General features: G+C 67.3%; 10 protein-coding genes, 4 tRNA genes and 3 pseudogenes. 14 read left to right on the top strand and 3 right to left on the bottom strand.

The window, feature by feature from the left end; all coding sequences use genetic code 11:
* Positions 1-41: 41 nt before the first annotated feature.
* From GNX96_RS26595 to GNX96_RS26580, 4 genes are all read left to right on the top strand, one after another.
* Entirely contained in the window at positions 42-1,772 is a 1,731-nt protein-coding gene (locus GNX96_RS26595) for an AfsR/SARP family transcriptional regulator (protein WP_279581561.1), read from the top strand.
* 69 nt (positions 1,773-1,841) lie between these two features.
* Complete coding sequence (locus GNX96_RS26590; protein WP_279581560.1) at positions 1,842-3,794, top strand: AfsR/SARP family transcriptional regulator; 1,953 nt, start codon at positions 1,842-1,844, stop codon at positions 3,792-3,794.
* Positions 3,718-4,281 (top strand): hypothetical protein, encoded by a 564-nt coding sequence (locus GNX96_RS26585; RefSeq protein ID WP_163570241.1) that lies wholly within the window; start codon positions 3,718-3,720, stop codon positions 4,279-4,281. The genes GNX96_RS26590 and GNX96_RS26585 overlap by 77 nt, the downstream gene beginning before the upstream one ends.
* Before the next feature lie 29 nt (positions 4,282-4,310).
* The gene (locus tag GNX96_RS26580) at positions 4,311-4,754 is read left to right on the top strand and encodes a hypothetical protein (protein WP_163570240.1); all 444 of its coding nucleotides are present in this window, start codon (positions 4,311-4,313) and stop codon (positions 4,752-4,754) included.
* On the opposite strand, the gene GNX96_RS26575 is transcribed toward GNX96_RS26580, so the two are convergent.
* Positions 4,693-5,139 carry an SRPBCC family protein gene (locus tag GNX96_RS26575; protein ID WP_163570238.1) on the bottom strand — a complete coding sequence of 149 codons (447 nt, stop codon included), beginning with the start codon at positions 5,137-5,139 and terminating at the stop codon, positions 4,693-4,695. The genes GNX96_RS26580 and GNX96_RS26575 overlap by 62 nt on opposite strands.
* A gap of 77 nt (positions 5,140-5,216) precedes the next feature.
* On the opposite strand from GNX96_RS26575, the gene GNX96_RS26570 reads away from it, so the two are divergent.
* Entirely contained in the window at positions 5,217-5,774 is a 558-nt protein-coding gene (locus GNX96_RS26570; RefSeq protein WP_279581559.1) for a TetR/AcrR family transcriptional regulator, read from the top strand.
* Between the two features lie 7 nt (positions 5,775-5,781).
* On the opposite strand, the pseudogene GNX96_RS26565 reads toward GNX96_RS26570, so the two are convergent.
* Together GNX96_RS26565 and GNX96_RS26560 are read right to left on the bottom strand one after the other, a co-directional pair.
* Positions 5,782-7,885: pseudogene (locus GNX96_RS26565) on the bottom strand (S9 family peptidase).
* Positions 7,886-8,195: 310 nt separating this feature from the next.
* Positions 8,196-8,267 (bottom strand) — tRNA-Val (locus GNX96_RS26560).
* Positions 8,268-8,461: 194 nt separating this feature from the next.
* Here GNX96_RS26560 and GNX96_RS26555 point away from each other — a divergent pair.
* From GNX96_RS26555 to GNX96_RS64900, 9 genes and pseudogenes are all read left to right on the top strand, one after another.
* Positions 8,462-8,902 (top strand): SsgA family sporulation/cell division regulator, encoded by a 441-nt coding sequence (locus GNX96_RS26555; RefSeq protein WP_163570298.1) that lies wholly within the window; start codon positions 8,462-8,464, stop codon positions 8,900-8,902.
* A gap of 282 nt (positions 8,903-9,184) precedes the next feature.
* A tRNA-Gly gene (locus tag GNX96_RS26550) sits at positions 9,185-9,257 on the top strand.
* A gap of 29 nt (positions 9,258-9,286) precedes the next feature.
* Positions 9,287-9,357 (top strand) — tRNA-Cys (locus tag GNX96_RS26545).
* An 11-nt stretch (positions 9,358-9,368) separates the two neighbouring features.
* Positions 9,369-9,443: transfer RNA gene (locus tag GNX96_RS26540), tRNA-Val, on the top strand.
* A 339-nt stretch (positions 9,444-9,782) separates the two neighbouring features.
* Positions 9,783-10,751 carry a choline kinase family protein gene (locus GNX96_RS26535; protein ID WP_163570237.1) on the top strand — a complete coding sequence of 323 codons (969 nt, stop codon included), beginning with the start codon at positions 9,783-9,785 and terminating at the stop codon, positions 10,749-10,751.
* A 14-nt stretch (positions 10,752-10,765) separates the two neighbouring features.
* Positions 10,766-12,285: pseudogene (locus GNX96_RS64905) on the top strand (amino acid permease).
* Between the two features lie 18 nt (positions 12,286-12,303).
* On the top strand, positions 12,304-12,441 hold the full coding sequence (locus GNX96_RS55415) for a hypothetical protein (RefSeq protein ID WP_279581557.1): 138 nt from the start codon (positions 12,304-12,306) through the stop codon (positions 12,439-12,441).
* The gene (locus GNX96_RS26525) at positions 12,420-14,777 is read left to right on the top strand and encodes a GcvT family protein (RefSeq protein WP_279581556.1); all 2,358 of its coding nucleotides are present in this window, start codon (positions 12,420-12,422) and stop codon (positions 14,775-14,777) included. The genes GNX96_RS55415 and GNX96_RS26525 overlap by 22 nt, the downstream gene beginning before the upstream one ends.
* A pseudogene (locus GNX96_RS64900) lies at positions 14,707-15,285 on the top strand (NAD(P)/FAD-dependent oxidoreductase); the annotation flags it as partial. The gene GNX96_RS26525 and the pseudogene GNX96_RS64900, both read left to right, overlap by 71 nt.
* Positions 15,286-15,296: the final 11 nt, after the last annotated feature.

The following is a 15,296-nucleotide window of genomic DNA, read 5'->3' as shown; positions in this document are numbered from 1 at the left end:
CTGCCCCTGGCTGGTTGTTGATACGCTTGCCAAGAGGGCAGATGAGCTGTGGAGGCGCGGTGCGGTTCGGGGTGCTCGGACCGGCGCTGCTGGAAACCGCTCGCGGCGAGGTCGAGCTGAGATCACGCAACCAGCGCACAGTGCTGGCCGTGTTGCTGAACGCCGCCGGCCAGCCGGTGCAGGCCGCGCGGCTTATGAGCGCGCTCTGGCCGGTACGCCCGCCCAGGACCGCGCCGAATGCCGTCCACGTCGCGATCCACCACCTCAGGAAGGCGCTCGAAGAGCCGGATCGGCTGCGGTCCACCCCAGCCGGCTATGTCCTGCGGACCGACCCGGATGAGGTGGATCTGGAGCGGTTCCAAGCCCTGGTGGCCGCTGGGCGGGCCGCGCTCGCGGCCGGTTCGGCCGTTGTGGCGGGTGACCGGCTGGCCGCGGCACTCGGACTGTGGAGAGGCTCCGCTTACGAAGATTTACGCGACGATGTGTTGCTCCGCACCGAAATCGAGCGGCTGGAGGAGCTCCGGCTAACGGCCCTGGGCGCCCGGATCGACGCGGACCTGATGGCCGGGCGGCAGCTGGAGGTGGTCGGCGAGCTGCGCCAGCTGGTACGTGCTCACCCGACCCGCGAGGCGTTCGCCGTCCAGTTGATGACGGCGCTCGAGCGTACCGGCAGACGCGGCGAGTCCGTCCACGTCTATCACGCGGCCCGACGGGCGTTGGCGCGAGAGGTCGGCGCGCGGCCCGGTGTTCGCTTGCAGGCTGCCTTGCGGGACGTGCTGGCCACCCCGGCGCCGGCCCTGGATCGACGGCCAGCGCCCGCTCAGCTGCCGGCACTGCCGCCGATTTTTGTCAGTCGGGGAGCCGAAATCGCGCTGCGCCGCGAGGTGGCCGCGGTGGTCGCCATTTCCGGGCCGGCCGGGGCCGGCAAGACCACCCTGGCGGTGCGGATCGCCCACCAGCTGCAGGACCGGTTTCCGGACGGGCAGGTGTATGCGGATCTGGGCGGTTCCCTTTCCCGACGGGTCGAGCCGGCCACCATTCTCACCGATTTTCTGGATTCTCTGGGGATAGAACCGATTCCGGCCGAGCTGCAAGAAAGAACCGCGCTTTACCGGAGCGTGCTGGCCGACCGCCGGGTGCTCGTCCTGCTCGACGGCGCGGTCGACGAATCCCAGGTCGCGCCGCTGCTCCCGGGCGCCGGTGCGAGCCAGGTCCTGGTGACCAGCCGGCCAAGGCTCACCGGCCTGTCCGCCGTCGACCAGCTCGACCTCGGCCCTTTCACCAGGTCAGAGGGCCTGGAGCTGCTGCTGCTGGCGGCCGTGGCCGGGGCTGAGCGCGTACGGCACCAGGGCGCCGCCGCTGCGACCGTGGTGGACCGATGCGGTGGCTCAGCGTTCGCGCTCCGGATCGCCGGCGAACTGCTGCGCGATCAGCCAGTCGCGGATCTGGCCGCGTCGCTTGCCGACGACAGCCTGCGTCTGGAGGTCCTTTCCGGCGTACGAGCATCCCTTTCGCTGAGCTACCAGGACCTGAGCGCCTCGCTCCGGCAGGCTTTGGACGATCTCGGTTCGCTGGAAGCAACGCGCCTGACCGTCGCGCTCGCCGTCAGCGCCCTGGGCGAATCACCAGCAGCCGCAACGGAAATCCTCGAACAACTGGTGGATGCGCGACTGCTTTACGTCGTTGGCCGCGACAATTACCAATTCTACGATCTCGTACGTCTATACGTTCGCGAACAATGTTCGCGTACCTGCGAGCGGGCCAGCCGATAGGATGCGATTCGGAGTGCTCGGCGAATTGTCCGCCGAAACCGACACAGTGGTGCCGTCGCTCTCGGCGCGGTGAAACAACGAGTCACTCTGGCGGTATTGGTGGAAAAACGCGGCACTGTGGTGCCGGTCGCCCAACTGATCGACGCGGTTTGGGGCCGGCGGCCACCTAAAACCGCCGCCAAGAATCTGCAGATCTACGTCTATCACCTCCGCCAGTTGCTGGACGACCCGGCCCGGATCAGCCGGCAGGCGACCGGCTACCAACTCGACATCGAGCCGGGCGAGCTGGACGCGGACCGGTTCCAGCGGCTGACCGGCGCGGCGCTCGCCGAGGCCGATCCGACGGCGGCCGGCGCGCTCTGGCGCCGCGCCCTCGGCCAGTGGCGCGGTCCGGCGTACGACGGCCTGCACCACGTGCCGCTGCTGGCCGAGGCCGCCGAGCGACTGGCCGAGCGCCGGCTGACGGCACTGGAGGGTCGGATCGAGGCCGAGCTGGGCAGCGACCAGTCGCTCCCGGACCGGCTGGTCGCCGAGCTCACCGACCTGGTTGGCCGCTGGCCTTGGCGGGAACGCTTCGTCGGGCAGCTGATGCGCGCGCTCCACCGGACCGGGCGGCCAGCGCAGGCACTCGACGCGTACGAACGCGGTCGCCGCGCTTTGGCCGACGAGCTCGGCCTTGATCCCGGCCCGGAGCTGCGCGAAGTCGAGCGGGAGATCCGTGCGACCAGTGCGCCGGGCGGGCCGGCGCCGGCCCAGCTACCGGCCGATATCGCCGACTTCGCCGGCCGGGAGAAGGAGGTCGACGCGGCCGTGGACGTGTTGGGCAAGACCGCCGACGCGCTGTCCGTGGTAGCGATCTCCGGGCCTGCCGGAGTCGGCAAGACGACGCTCGCCGTACGGATCGGGCACCGAATTCGTGGCGCGTGTCCGGACGGCCAGCTCTACGTGGACCTGGCCGGCGCGAACGGCCGACCGGCCGACCCGGCCGCCGTGTTGGCCGCATTTCTGCGCGCGCGCGCTGCGGCTGCCGGCGGCCGCCATCCGGACCGCCTCGCCGAGCGGATCGCGTGCTACCGGAGCATGCTGGCCGACCGGCGGATCCTGATCGTGCTGGACAACGCGGCAGACCACGCGCACATCGAGCCCCTGCTGCCCGGCACGCCGAGCTGTCCAGTGGTGGTGACCAGCCGCGTACGACTGACTGGCCTGCCCGGCGGGCACCTGATCGACCTGCGCCCACTGGAGCTGTCCGACAGCCTGACGCTGATCGGCCGGATGGTCGGCCCGGACCGGATCGGCGTGGAGGTCGCGGCCGCCCGCGAGCTGGCCCGGCTGTGCGGCGGGCTGCCGCTGGCGCTGCGGGTAGCCGGCGCGAAGCTCGCCGCGCGGACCCACTGGACCGTACGGGACCTGGTCGACCGACTCGCCGACGAACATCACCGACTCGATGAGCTGCGGCATCGGGAACTGCAGGTCAGGGCTAGTTTCGGGCTCAGTTTCCAGGGCCTGAGCGAGCCGGCCGGAAGGTTGTTCGGCCGGCTCGGCCAGCTGGACGCGCCCGACCTCGCCGGCTGGGTGGCGGCCGCTGTGCTGGACTGTCCGATCGCCGACGCCGAAAGCGTTGCTGGTGGAGCTGGTCGACACCCGACTGCTGGAGGTCGCCGGCCGGGACGCACTCGGCCAGCACCGCTACCGGTTCCACGACCTGCTGCGGGTATACGCGCGAGAGCGTGGCCGCGCCGCCGAGCCGGCCGCCGTACGAACCGCTGCCCTGCGACGCGCCTTCGCCGGCTGGCTCGCGCTTATGGACCGAGCTCATGGAGCGGTTTTCGGCGATGGCGCGACAAACAGCGAGGCAACCGGCAGATGGCAACCGATCGACGGTTGGCCGGAGCTGCTGCTGGATGCCTCGCTGGCGTGGCCGGACGCAGAGCGAGGCAACCTGATGGCGGCCGTCCGGCAGACGGCCGACGAGCCGGCGCTGCGGGACCTGTGCTGGGAGCTGGCTGCCCTGTCCATTGAGGAGTTCGCGGCTTTCGACGACGTCGAGGACTGGCGGGACACCGGCACGTACGCGCTGACCGCGATGCGCGAGAGCGGGCACCGGTCGGGCCAGGCCGCTCTCGAGCTGCAGCTCGGAGCGCTGCACGCGACCAGGCGCCGGTACGCCGACGCCACCGACGCGATTTCCCGTGCACACAACCTCTTCACCGACGCCGGCGACTCGTACGGGATCGGTTTGACGTTGCGGTTGCGGGGCATTCTGCGGCTCGCCGATGGCGATCTGGACGGCGCGGAGGAGTCCTTGCTGGCCGCGCGCGAGCTGCTGCTGAAAGGAACCAGCACCGAGGCCCACGTGCTGATCTATCTGGGCCGGATCGCCAGTTACCGCGCGCAAAAACGCAGGACGCGCTGTGCCATTTCGGTGCGGCGGCCGAACGAGCGCGGGCCACCCACGCCAGCAAACTGTGGTACGAGGCGATTTTCTGGACCGGCGAGACCCAGCTGAGCTGCGGATCGCCGGAAGCCGCCGGCACCTTGCACAGCGCCGCCGACCACCTGCTCGCGACCGGCACCCAGGTCGCCGACGGCTACGGGCTTTTCGCCCGCGCCGACGGATATCTGGCCGCCGATCGGCTCGCGGACGCGAAGGTCACCTTCGTACGCTGCGGCTCGGTGGCCCGGCGGAACGGCGACCGCGTGATCCAGGCACGGGTCCTGCAGCGACTGAGCCAGCTGGCGTTGCGGCTGGGCGACGCCCCCGAAGCGGTCCGGCTAATCGCCGAGAGCCTCACCGTCAGCGATCAGGCGTTCCCGCCGCTGGACCGCGCGGCCTTGCTCGACGCGGCGGTCGACGCGTACGCGGCCGCCGGCGACCTGCTGACGGCCGGCGCGTACCGACAGGCTCGCACCGACCTGCTCACCGGTCTCGGGCTACCTCCGTCGCACGGGCGGCCAGCCCGTCCGCGGTCTTCTGGATGAAACCCTGCAGCTGCGTACGGTAAAGCCAGCCCGTACCGAAAGTCTTCGGGTCGAAGGTCGAGTGCCAGCGGATCAACGTCCCGGAGTCGGTGGGCTCCAGATCGACGTCGGCGCGGTAGCCGCGCAGCGGCATGCCGGCGAGCAGCACATAGCTCAGTCGCCGGTTCTCGATCATCTCCACGATCTGCTCGCGCGCGTGGAACCTCCCGGTGTGAAAGATCCGGATCTCGCCGAGTTCGGTCGGCTCGCCGGTGCCGGCGGACACCAGCTCGTACGACCCGAGTGGGGTGAATTCGGGCCACCCGCTGCCGTCCCGCAGGAGCGCGTAAACCGTCGCCGGATCGGCGGTCGTCGTGCTCTCCACCCTGACGTGTTGGCTCGCCATCGACTGTCCTTCCTGGTCAACGCGTGTACCACCTGGTACATATACGATATGGTACGGCTTCCAGCGAAGGACAGGGTGTGACGGCGAAGGAGCGGCTGCTCGGCGGGGCGATCGACTACATCGCGACCAACGGCGCGGCCGACCTCAGCCTGCGCCAGGTGGCCAAGGCGATCGGCACCAGCCACCGGATGCTGATCTACCACTTCGCGTCCAAGGAAGGGCTGCTGATCGAGGTGGTACGGGCCGTCGAGGAACGTCAGCGAATGCTGTTCGCGGAACTCAACGCGGACGAGTCCACCGACGTCGGCGAAATGGCGCGACGGTTCTGGCAGCGGCTCAGCGCGGCCGAGAACTGGCCGTACGTCCGGCTGCTTTTCGAGATCTACGGCCGAGCCCTACAAGGTGACCAGCGATCCAGGCCGCTGCTGGACGGGCTGGTGGAGAGCTGGCTGCCGCCGCTCACCGAATGGGGGATCCAGCGCGGCCTGCCGCCGGAGAAGGCACGCGCGTACGCCCGGCTGGGCGTCGCCGTCCCGCGCGGCCTCCTCCTGGACCTGATGGCCACCGGCGACAAGGCGGCGGTCGACGAGGCGATGGATCTTTTCATCACCTCGTACGAAACCCTGCTGTCCTGACCTTTGGTTACCTGGTGGCGGTGTCGACGATCCAGGCGTACATCCGGGCGAGTTCGCGCCACGCGTCGTACCGGCCGCTGCGGCCGCCGTGGCCGGCCTCCATTTCGGTGTGCAGCACGATATGCCGGTCACCGGCGCCGACCGCGCGCAGTTTCGCCACCCATTTCGCCGGCTCGTGGTAGAGCACCCGGGTGTCGTTGAGGCTGGTTTCCACGAAAATCGCTGGATAGTCGACCGGCTCGATGTTTTCGTACGGTGAATAGGATTTCATGTACGCGTAAACGTCGGCGTTGTGCAGCGGGTCGCCCCACTCCTCCCATTCCAGCACGGTCAGCGGCAACGACGGGTCAAGAATGGAGTTCAACGCGTCCACGAAAGGCACCGACGCGACGATTCCCGCGAAAGCGTCCGGGGCCAGGTTCGCGACCGCGCCCATCAGCAGGCCGCCGGCGCTGCCACCGTACGCGATCAGCCGGTCGGCGCTGGTCCACTTCTGCGCGACGAGATGCCTGGCGCAGGCCACGAAATCGGTGAACGTGTTCTTTTTGTGGAGCAGCTTGCCTTCCTCGTACCAGTGCCGGCCAAGCTCGCCACCACCCCGAATGTGCGCGATCGCGTAGACGAATCCACGATCCAGCAAGGAAAGTCGCGGCACCGAGAACCGCGGTTCGGAAGACGACTCGTAACTGCCGTAGCCGTAGATCAGGCAGGGCGCGGACCCGTCCAGCGGCACGTCTTTTCGCCGTACGATGGACATCGGCACCCGGGTGCCATCCGATGCGGTCGCCCACTCGCGGGTCTGCTCGTACCGCTGCGGGTCGTAGTCGCCGAGCACCGGCTGGCGCTTGCGCAAGGTCAGCTCGCCGGTCGCGAGGTCACAGTCGAAGACGGACCTCGGGGTGATCATTGACGCGTACGACAGCCGGTACGTGCCGGTGTGGTATTCCAGGTTCGCGTCCGGGTCGACCGCGTAAAGCGGCTCCGGGAAGGAGATCTCCCGACCCTCACCCCACCCACCATCCACTGTGGACGGATAGACCCGCAGACCGGTCAGGCCGTCGAACCGCAGGTGCACGACGACGTGCCCGTCGAACACGTCCAGCCCGAGCAGCCGGGCGTCGTCACGATGCTCGATCAGCGGCGACCAGTCAGCGGGCTTGTCCACCGAGGCCGCGGCGACCGCGAAGTTGACGCCACCGCCGACTTCCGGGTCATTGTGGACGATCAGAAAACGATCGCCGGCGATCTGGTGCTCCACCTGATATTCGACGTCCTGCTTGCGGGCCCGCAGCACCACCGGCTCGCGGTCCGCGGCCGCCGCGTCGATGATCCGGGTCTCACTGGTCACCTTGCTGCGCAGGTCGAGCAGGATGTAGCGCTCGCTCTGGGTGAGCCCGACGCCGACCCAGAACCGCTCGTCGGCCTCCTCGTACACGAGCACGTCGTTGGCCGCCGCGGTGCCGAGCTGGTGTCGCCAGACCCGGTACGGCCGCCAGGCGTCGTCGTCGGGTCAGGTAGAACAGCGACGCCGAGTCGAGCGACCAGGCGGTGTCGTAGAAGGTGTTCGGCACCTCGTCGCCGAGCAGCTCGCCGGTCTCCAGGTCCTTGACCCGCAAGGTGAAGCGCTCACTGCCATCGAAGTCCACCGCGTACGCGAGGAGGCGGCCATCCGGGCTGACGTCGAACGTCCCTACGGACAGGAAGTCGTGCCCCTCGGCCAGCTCGTTCTCGTCCAGCAGCACCTGCTCGCCCGGCAACGCCTCGCCGGTCTCGGTGGACGGCGGCTCGGCACTGGTCGCCGACAGCCGGCAGTGGATCGCGTACTGCTGACCTTCGACCGTACGGGCGTAATACCACCACGGGCCCTTGCGCGCGGGCACCGACAGGTCGGTCTCCTGGGTACGGTCCTTCACCTCGGTGAAGATCTGCTCGCGCAGGTCCGCGAGGCCGGCGGTGACCTTCTCGGCGTAGGCGTTCTCGGCCCGGAGATATGCCAGGGTGTCCGTGTCTTCCTTGTCTGCGAGCCACGCATATTCGTCGACGACGGTGTCGCCGTGATGCGTACGAGTGGACGGGACGCGTTTCGCGACCGGTGGGGTGCTTTCGCTCATGATCCCGACGCTACCGCCGCCCGGCCGGCGGTGATGCCCTTGCCCTGTGTCGGGCCGCTCCCCAGCCGGGCATGCCCGATTTGGTCAGATGGCTGACCATTCATGAATCCGGCGAATTCCGGCGTACCACCCGTACCGCATTATTTCCGGGTGAATGCGCGTCCACTTGCGACACTCCGGTCGTATCACCCCGGAAACATCCGGACCGCGTTCTTTTTAGTCACGCGACCAACATTCGCGATCGTGATCCGGACAGCAAGAAAAGATCCCCGCTCGCGATGTCGCGATGGGGGATCTTTCCTTCTAACAGTGGGCGATACTGGGATCGAACCAGTGACCCCTCGCGTGTGAGGCGAGTGCTCTCCCGCTGAGCTAATCGCCCGGGAGACGGGTTAAACCATAACCGATGCGGCATCCGGCCCCACACCGGGGGCCGGCCACCGGGCGCCAGACAGATCACGGTCCGGTGTCGAAAACAGGCCGCGAAGATTTCCATGTTTGGCGTCTGAGCCAGGGTGGTATGCCAATAGACGACGACGGCGGGGCATTTAGCCAGGGGGAAGAAAGGTGGCCGAAATGGCGCGTACGCGTCCAGTTGCGGTCCAGGTGGACACGGCTTTACGGCTGGTTGTGCCGGACGGATCAGGGGTGCCGGTGCAGGCGACGCTGCGCTACGAACCTACAGACCCATATGCCGTGCATGTCATCTTCTGCGCGGATCTGGCCGACGGCGACGATCCGGAACCCTCGGTCGCGTGGTCCTTCGCCCGTGACCTCCTGCTGACCGGCCTCACCGAGCCGGCAGGGATGGGTGACGTAAGAGTGTGGCCGTGGACCGGCCAGGACGGCCAGGTCGTCGCACTCGCCTTGTCCTCGCCCGACGGGCACGCCCTCTTCGAGGTGCCGACGGCGACTCTGGACGACTTCCTGCAACGCAGCTATGCCGAGGTGCCGGCCGGCGAGGAACCCTCGTACGTCGACCTCGACGCGGTGGTCACCGAACTCCTCCGCGCGTAGCCACTCCTGTCCACACCAGCCGGTCGGCCCGCTCGGGCCGGCCGGCTGGTGTCGTTTTCGAGTGATGCGCGCCACTCTCGTACAAACCGGGGCGGCTGCCGTACGCCGTCGCCTCTCCCGCAAACCTCTCCATCCGCCCACCTTCGACGGCTGACTCCGCAGGTCACAGCCCTGATGTCGAGCAGGCAACGACCCAGGGGTCGAAAAGGTGAACCCCGTTTGTCGGCGCTGTTGCTACTTCGGTACAGTTCTCTTCGTCGCCGGGAGAACTTGCCGGGACATGCGGACGTAGCGCAGCTGGTAGCGCATCACCTTGCCAAGGTGAGGGTCGCGGGTTCGAATCCCGTCGTCCGCTCGGAAACCACATGAGGCCCAAACCCTCGCGGTGGAGTGGCCGAGAGGCGAGGCAACGGCCTGCAAAGCCGTCTACACGGGTTCGAATCCCGTCTCCACCTCTGCTACGCAAGGGCGATTAGCTCAGTGGGAGAGCGCTTCCCTGACACGGAAGAGGTCACTGGTTCAATCCCAGTATCGCCCACCAGTTGTGCAGCGCCTGTCCGGCTTCTCGCGGACAGGCGCTTTTTGGTTTCCTCCGGCCGCAGATCCAGCGTTGAGTGCGGGACAAAACCCCACACTCGACGTCGACTGCGGGATAAAGTCCCGCACTCGACGAAAACCCACCCCCCCCGCCGACCAAGATCAACCACGCTGCCGCGGCGCACGAATTCCGGCATACTGTGCCACCAGGACGGTCACCAAACAGCCAGCGGAACAACAGACCAAACGATGTCCGATTTGGACTAGACCGAATTGCCGGCGACAGTCTAATCTCGACCGCTAACGGGGCCTGGCGGAGTTCCTGCGAAAGGTGGAGGGACCGATGACCGTGCCGGCGCCTTCCTCGGCCGCTGCCCTTGACCTTGATGTGGCGGTGTCGCAGTCCGGCTGGAGCCTTCGCGAGGTGTTGTCCCGGTTGTCGTGTGTCAGCGGGACTTTCGACCGGGTAGCGGACCTGCCCGGCGGGCTGACGAACCGGAATTTTCGGGTCACCGGCGCGGATTTCGATCTGGTGGTGCGGGTCTCGCCGGCGGACGACTCACCGCTGCCGATCGACCGGCAAGCCGAGCACCGGAACAGCCGGCTCGCAGCGGCCACCGGCGTCGGCGCTCAGGTGCTGGAATATCTGCCGGGCGAAGGGATCATGGCCGTCTCGTACATTCCAGGACGGACCCTCACCGAGGACGACATTCGCGGCGGTGCGTACGCCGAAAGGATCGCGGCGGCCTGTCAGCGGCTGCATGCGGGCGAGCGTTTTGTCAATGACTTTGACATGTTCGTGGTGCAGGCGGACTATCTCCGCATCATCCAGGAACGCGGTTTCGCGATCCCGGACGACTATCTGAGTTTCGCGCCGGCGGTCGAGCGCATCCGGGCCGCACTGGCCGCGCATCCGGTACCGACGGTGCCGTGTAACAACGACCTGCTGGCTGGCAACATGATCGACGACGGCACCTCGATCCGGCTGATCGACTACGAGTACGGCGGGAACAACGACCCCTGCTTCGAGCTCGGCAACATTTGGAGCGAGTCTGCTCTGGACCTGGAACAACTGGACCGGCTGGTGACCGCCTACTACCAGGGCCACCAACCGGACAAGGTGGCAAGGGCCCGGCTGCTCGGGCTGATGTCGAAGTACGGCTGGACGCTGTGGGCCGCGATCCAGCATGCCAGCTCAGATCTCGACTTCGATTTCTGGTCCTGGGGAATGGAAAAGTACGAACGGGCGCGACAGGAGTTCACTCGCGACGGATTTGACCGGCTGCTCGACCAAGCGGCACGCAGGACCTGACCACCGGAGGCGACATGCCGGATCCGACCAGCACCGACACCGACGACCTGGCCGGTTTCGGCTATCACCAACGGTTGTCCCGTACGTTGGGCAGCTTTTCCTCGTTCGCGGCCGGATTCAGCTACATCTCGATCCTCACCGGGATGTTCCAGCTGTTCGGCTTCGGGTACGGGTTCGGCGGCCCTGGGCTGTTCTGGACCTGGCTTTTCGTGCTGGCTGGCCAGTTCGCGGTAGCGCTGTGCTTCGCCGAGCTTGGCGCGAGGTTCCCGATCGCCGGTTCGGTCTACCAGTGGTCGAAACAGCTCGCCGGCCGGGCCGGCGCGTGGATGGCCGGCTGGGCGATGCTGGTCGGATCGATCGTGACGGTCGCGGCGGTTTCCATCGCACTGCAGATCGTGCTGCCGCCGATCTGGTCCGGTTTCCAGGTTTTCACCGACAACACCGTCAACGCGGTGTTTCTCGGCTGCTGCCTGTTGATTGTCACCACGATCATCAACATCCTCGGCGTGAAAGTGATCTCGAGGGTCAACAACATCGGGGTCTTCGTCGACTGGTCGGCGCGGTCGCCATCATCGTGCTGTTGCTGTTCTCTGCCCGCCGCGGCCCGGATGTCGTGCTGCACACCCAAAACGCTGGTCAGGGGCTCCCCGGCTACGGTGTTTTCGGCTATGGGGCGGCACTTGTCGTCGCGGTCATCATGCCGGCGTACGTGATGTTCGGCTTCGACACCGCGTCCTCCTTGGCTGAGGAGACCAAAGAACCCCGCCGCCGGGTGCCGCGGGCGATCCTCAACGCGCTTGCCGCGGCCGGGATAGCCGGCGCGCTGCTGCTGCTTTTCGCGCTGATGGCCTCCCCCACCCTGGATCTGGCCGCGCTGCAAAAGGGCGGGCTGCCGCTGGTGCTGGAATCGGCGCTCGGCCCGACCGTCGCCAAGCTGCTGCTGGTAGACGTGGCCATCGCGATTTCGGTGTGTACGCTCGCGATCCACACCGCGAGCATCCGGATCATCTTCTCCATGGCGCGAGACAACAACCTGCCGTTCTCAGCGGGGCTGGCGCACGTTTCCGCACACCGACGGTCGCCGGTCGTGCCGGCGATCGTGGTCGGCGTGGTCGCGGCGCTGATCCTGCTGGTGAACATCGGCACTCCGCAGATCTTCACGCTGGTCACCAGCGTCTCGATCGTCATCGTCTATGTCGCCTACCTGCTGGTAACCGTGCCATTGCTCAGAAAACGGCTCCGTGGTTGGCCGCCGGACGGCCCGGCAAGCGGGCTTTTCGGCCTCGGCAGGTTCGGGCTGGCGATCAACATCGTCGCGGTCTGCTATGGCGCCTTCATGGCGGTCAACCTGGTTTGGCCGCGAGAAGCCATTTATGGCGCCGGTGGGTACGCCTGGGGTGGCTTGATCTTCGTCGTCGTCGTGCTCGGCGTGGGCGCCATCTACTACTTCACCGTCCAACGCCGCCGCACTTTCACCGTACTGACCGAACATCGCGCTGTCGCCGGCGCGTTGCCCATCGCTGCCGAAGACTAGAACCGAAGGAGTTCGCGCGTGCCGCAGGACCAGTCCTTTCCGTCCGCTGCCCGGATCGTCATCATCGGCGGCGGGGTCGGGGGGGCGCGAGCGTCGCGTACCACCTCGCCCAGCTCGGCGAGCGCGATGTGGTGGTGGTCGATCGCGACGAGCTGACCAGCGGGTCGACTTTCCATTCGGCCGGGCTGATAGGGCAGTTACGGGCGGATCCGACGCTGACCCGGATGAACATGTATTCGGTGGAGCTGTACCGGAAACTGCAGCAGTCCGAGCAGCCGCCGGGTTTCGTGGAATGCGGCGGTATCAAGCTCGCGTCCACCCCGGAACGGCTGGAGGAGATCCGCCGGCAGATCGGGTGGGCCCGGACTTTTGACTTGCCGCTCACTGAGATCTCCGCGCGGGAGGCCCAGGAGCTGTTCCCGTTGATGAACACCAGCGGGGTGGTGGGCGCCGCCTACCTGCCGACCGACGGGTACATCGACCCCTCCCAGCTGACTTACTCGCTGATGGCCGGCGCCCGGGCGGGTGGCGTTCAGGTGCACACGCACACCCGGGTTCTGGGCATTGACACCGAAAAACAGCGGGTCTGCCGAGTGCGTACGGACCGCGGCGACATCGAGACCGAGATCGTGGTCGACTGCGGCGGAATGTTCGCCGCCGAGATCGCCCGAATGGTCGGCGTCCGGGTGCCGATCGTGCCGATGTCCCACCAGTATCTCGTGACCGAAGGTTTTCGTGAACGTACCGGCAAACCGCTGCCCACCCTGCGCGATCCGGATCTGCTGATCTATTTCCGTGCGGAAGTCGACGGGCTGATCATGGGTGGGTACGAGCGCGACGCCCGGCCGTTCGCGTTGGACCCGTCCACATTGGACGCCGTGCCGGCCGACTTCAACGGCAAGCTGCTGACCGAGGACTGGCCGCGGTTCGAGGAAATCATGGAGAACGCGCAGACCCGGCTGCCCAGCGTCGGAGACGTGGGGATCCGCAAGCTGCTCAAACGGGCCGGAGGAGCCTTCACCCCCGACAACGAGTTCTGCCTGGGCCAGACCGCGGTCGGTGGGTTCTTCGTGGCCGCCGGCTTCTGCGCGCACGGCATCGCCGGCGCCGGCGGCATCGGCCGGGTGATGGCCGAATGGATCGTCGAGGGCGAGCCGTCGTACGACGTGTGGCACATGGACATTCGCCGGTTCGGCCGGCATTACGAGTCACCGTCATACACTTTGGCTCGTACGCTAGAAAACTACGAAACCTACTACGACATCCGGTATCCGAACCACGAGCGCTCCGCGGGCCGGCCGCTGCGCACCTCGCCGGCCTATTCCTGGCACGTCGAGAAAGACGCGTTCTTCGGCGAGAAATCGGGCTGGGAGCGGGTGAACTACTACAACTCGAACGCGGCACAGGGCGACGAGACGCTGCGCCCGCGGGGCTGGGCCGGCCAGCACTGGTCGCCGGCCATTGGCGCCGAACACCTCGGCACCCGCCGAGCCGCCGGGCTCTTCGACGAGTCGTCGTTCTCGAAAATTCAGGTCACCGGGTCCGGTGCGGCTGAATTGATGGAATGGGTCTGCGACAACCGGGTCGCCCGCGAGATCGGCGCGGTGACGTACACGCAGGCGCTCAACAAACGCGGTGGCATCGAATGCGACTTCACCGTGACCCGAGTCGCCGAGCAGGAGTTCCTGGTCGTCACCGGCACCGCCTTCGGCACTCACGACGCGGCCTGGATCCGCCGGCAGGCGCAGCGGGATCCATCCGTACGGGTCACCGACGTGACCGGCCAGTGGGCCTGTTTCGCCTTGTGGGGGCCCCAAGCGCGAGACATCCTGAGCAGCCTTACGCCGGCCGACCTGGATGCTTTTCCTTTCATGACCATGCAGGAAATCCCGGTCGGGTCGGTGCCGGTACGAGCGTTGCGCGTCACTTTCGTTGGCGAGCTGGGTTGGGAGCTTTACTGTCCCAGCGAGTACGGCGCCACGCTCTGGCGGACGCTGTGGGCGGCCGGCCAGGAACACGGCCTGGTAGCCGGCGGCTATCGGGCGATTGACAGTATGCGGCTGGAAAAGGGCTACCGGGTGTGGGGCGCGGACATCGGACCGGCCCGCAACCCGTACGAGGCCGGCCTTGGTTTCTGCGTCAAGCTGGACAAACCCGGTGGCTTCCTGGGCAGGGACGCGATCGCTGAGGTGCGTGACCAGCGCATCAACTCTCCCCTGCAGGGCGAGCGGCTGCGCTGCCTGACGCTGGCGGACAAACGCGCGGTCGCCCTGGGCAACGAACCGGTCAGCATTGGCGACGCCGTCGTTGGCCGCATCACGTCCGGTGGTTTCGGCTACACAGTGGGGAAATCGATCGCGTACGCGTATTTGCCGACCGATCTTTCCAAGCCTGGCACGCCGGTCACCGTGGAGATTTTCGGTGAGGCGGTGGCCGGCGAGGTGGTCGCGGAGCCACTTTTCGACCCGCACGGCGAACGTATCCGGGCCTGACGTGTCAAAACCGACGGACGCGGCGACCACCATCGTCGGTGCCGGCGCGGTGGGATGCGCGGTGGCCTTGCACCTCGCCCGCGCCGGCTGGAAAGACGTGCAGGTGATCGAGTCCCACGATGTCGCCGAGGCGACCACTGGGCAGGCCGCCGGGTTGGTCGGCCAGGTGAGGTCCACTGTGGACCGGACCCGGTTGGCGATGGCTTCTGTCAACTTGTTTTCCCGGTTGGAGAAGGAGACTGGTTATCCACCGGATTGGCGGCAGACCGGCAGCATCCGGATCGCCTTGACCGCCGACCGGGCCGCCGAGTTCGAGCGGATGGCGGCGATCGCGCGGTCGGCCGGGCTGGAAACGGAATTCCTGTCCAACGCCCAGGTCACCGACCGGTTTCCCTTGCTGGACACCACCGCCATCCGCGCGGCACTGTGGTGTCCAACCGATGGCTATCTCCAGCCACACAGTTTGACCACCGCGTACGCAAGAGCCGCCCGCGATCTCGGCGTCACGTTCTGTCCACA

Origin of the sequence: Fodinicola feengrottensis (assembly GCF_010993775.1) — a bacterium.
Lineage (GTDB): Bacteria > Actinomycetota > Actinomycetes > Mycobacteriales > HKI-0501 > Fodinicola > Fodinicola feengrottensis.
This window is presented reverse-complemented; position numbering and strand designations above follow the sequence as displayed.

Coding starts and splice junctions, on each gene's coding strand:
- GNX96_RS26595 (WP_279581561.1), top strand. CDS start 42: ATGAGCTGTGGAGGCGCGGTGCGGTTCGGGGTGCTCGGACCGGCGCTG.
- GNX96_RS26585 (WP_163570241.1), top strand. CDS start 3,718: ATGGCGGCCGTCCGGCAGACGGCCGACGAGCCGGCGCTGCGGGACCTG.
- GNX96_RS26575 (WP_163570238.1), bottom strand. CDS start 5,139: ATGGCGAGCCAACACGTCAGGGTGGAGAGCACGACGACCGCCGATCCG.
- GNX96_RS26555 (WP_163570298.1), top strand. CDS start 8,462: ATGGCGCGTACGCGTCCAGTTGCGGTCCAGGTGGACACGGCTTTACGG.
- GNX96_RS26535 (WP_163570237.1), top strand. CDS start 9,783: ATGACCGTGCCGGCGCCTTCCTCGGCCGCTGCCCTTGACCTTGATGTG.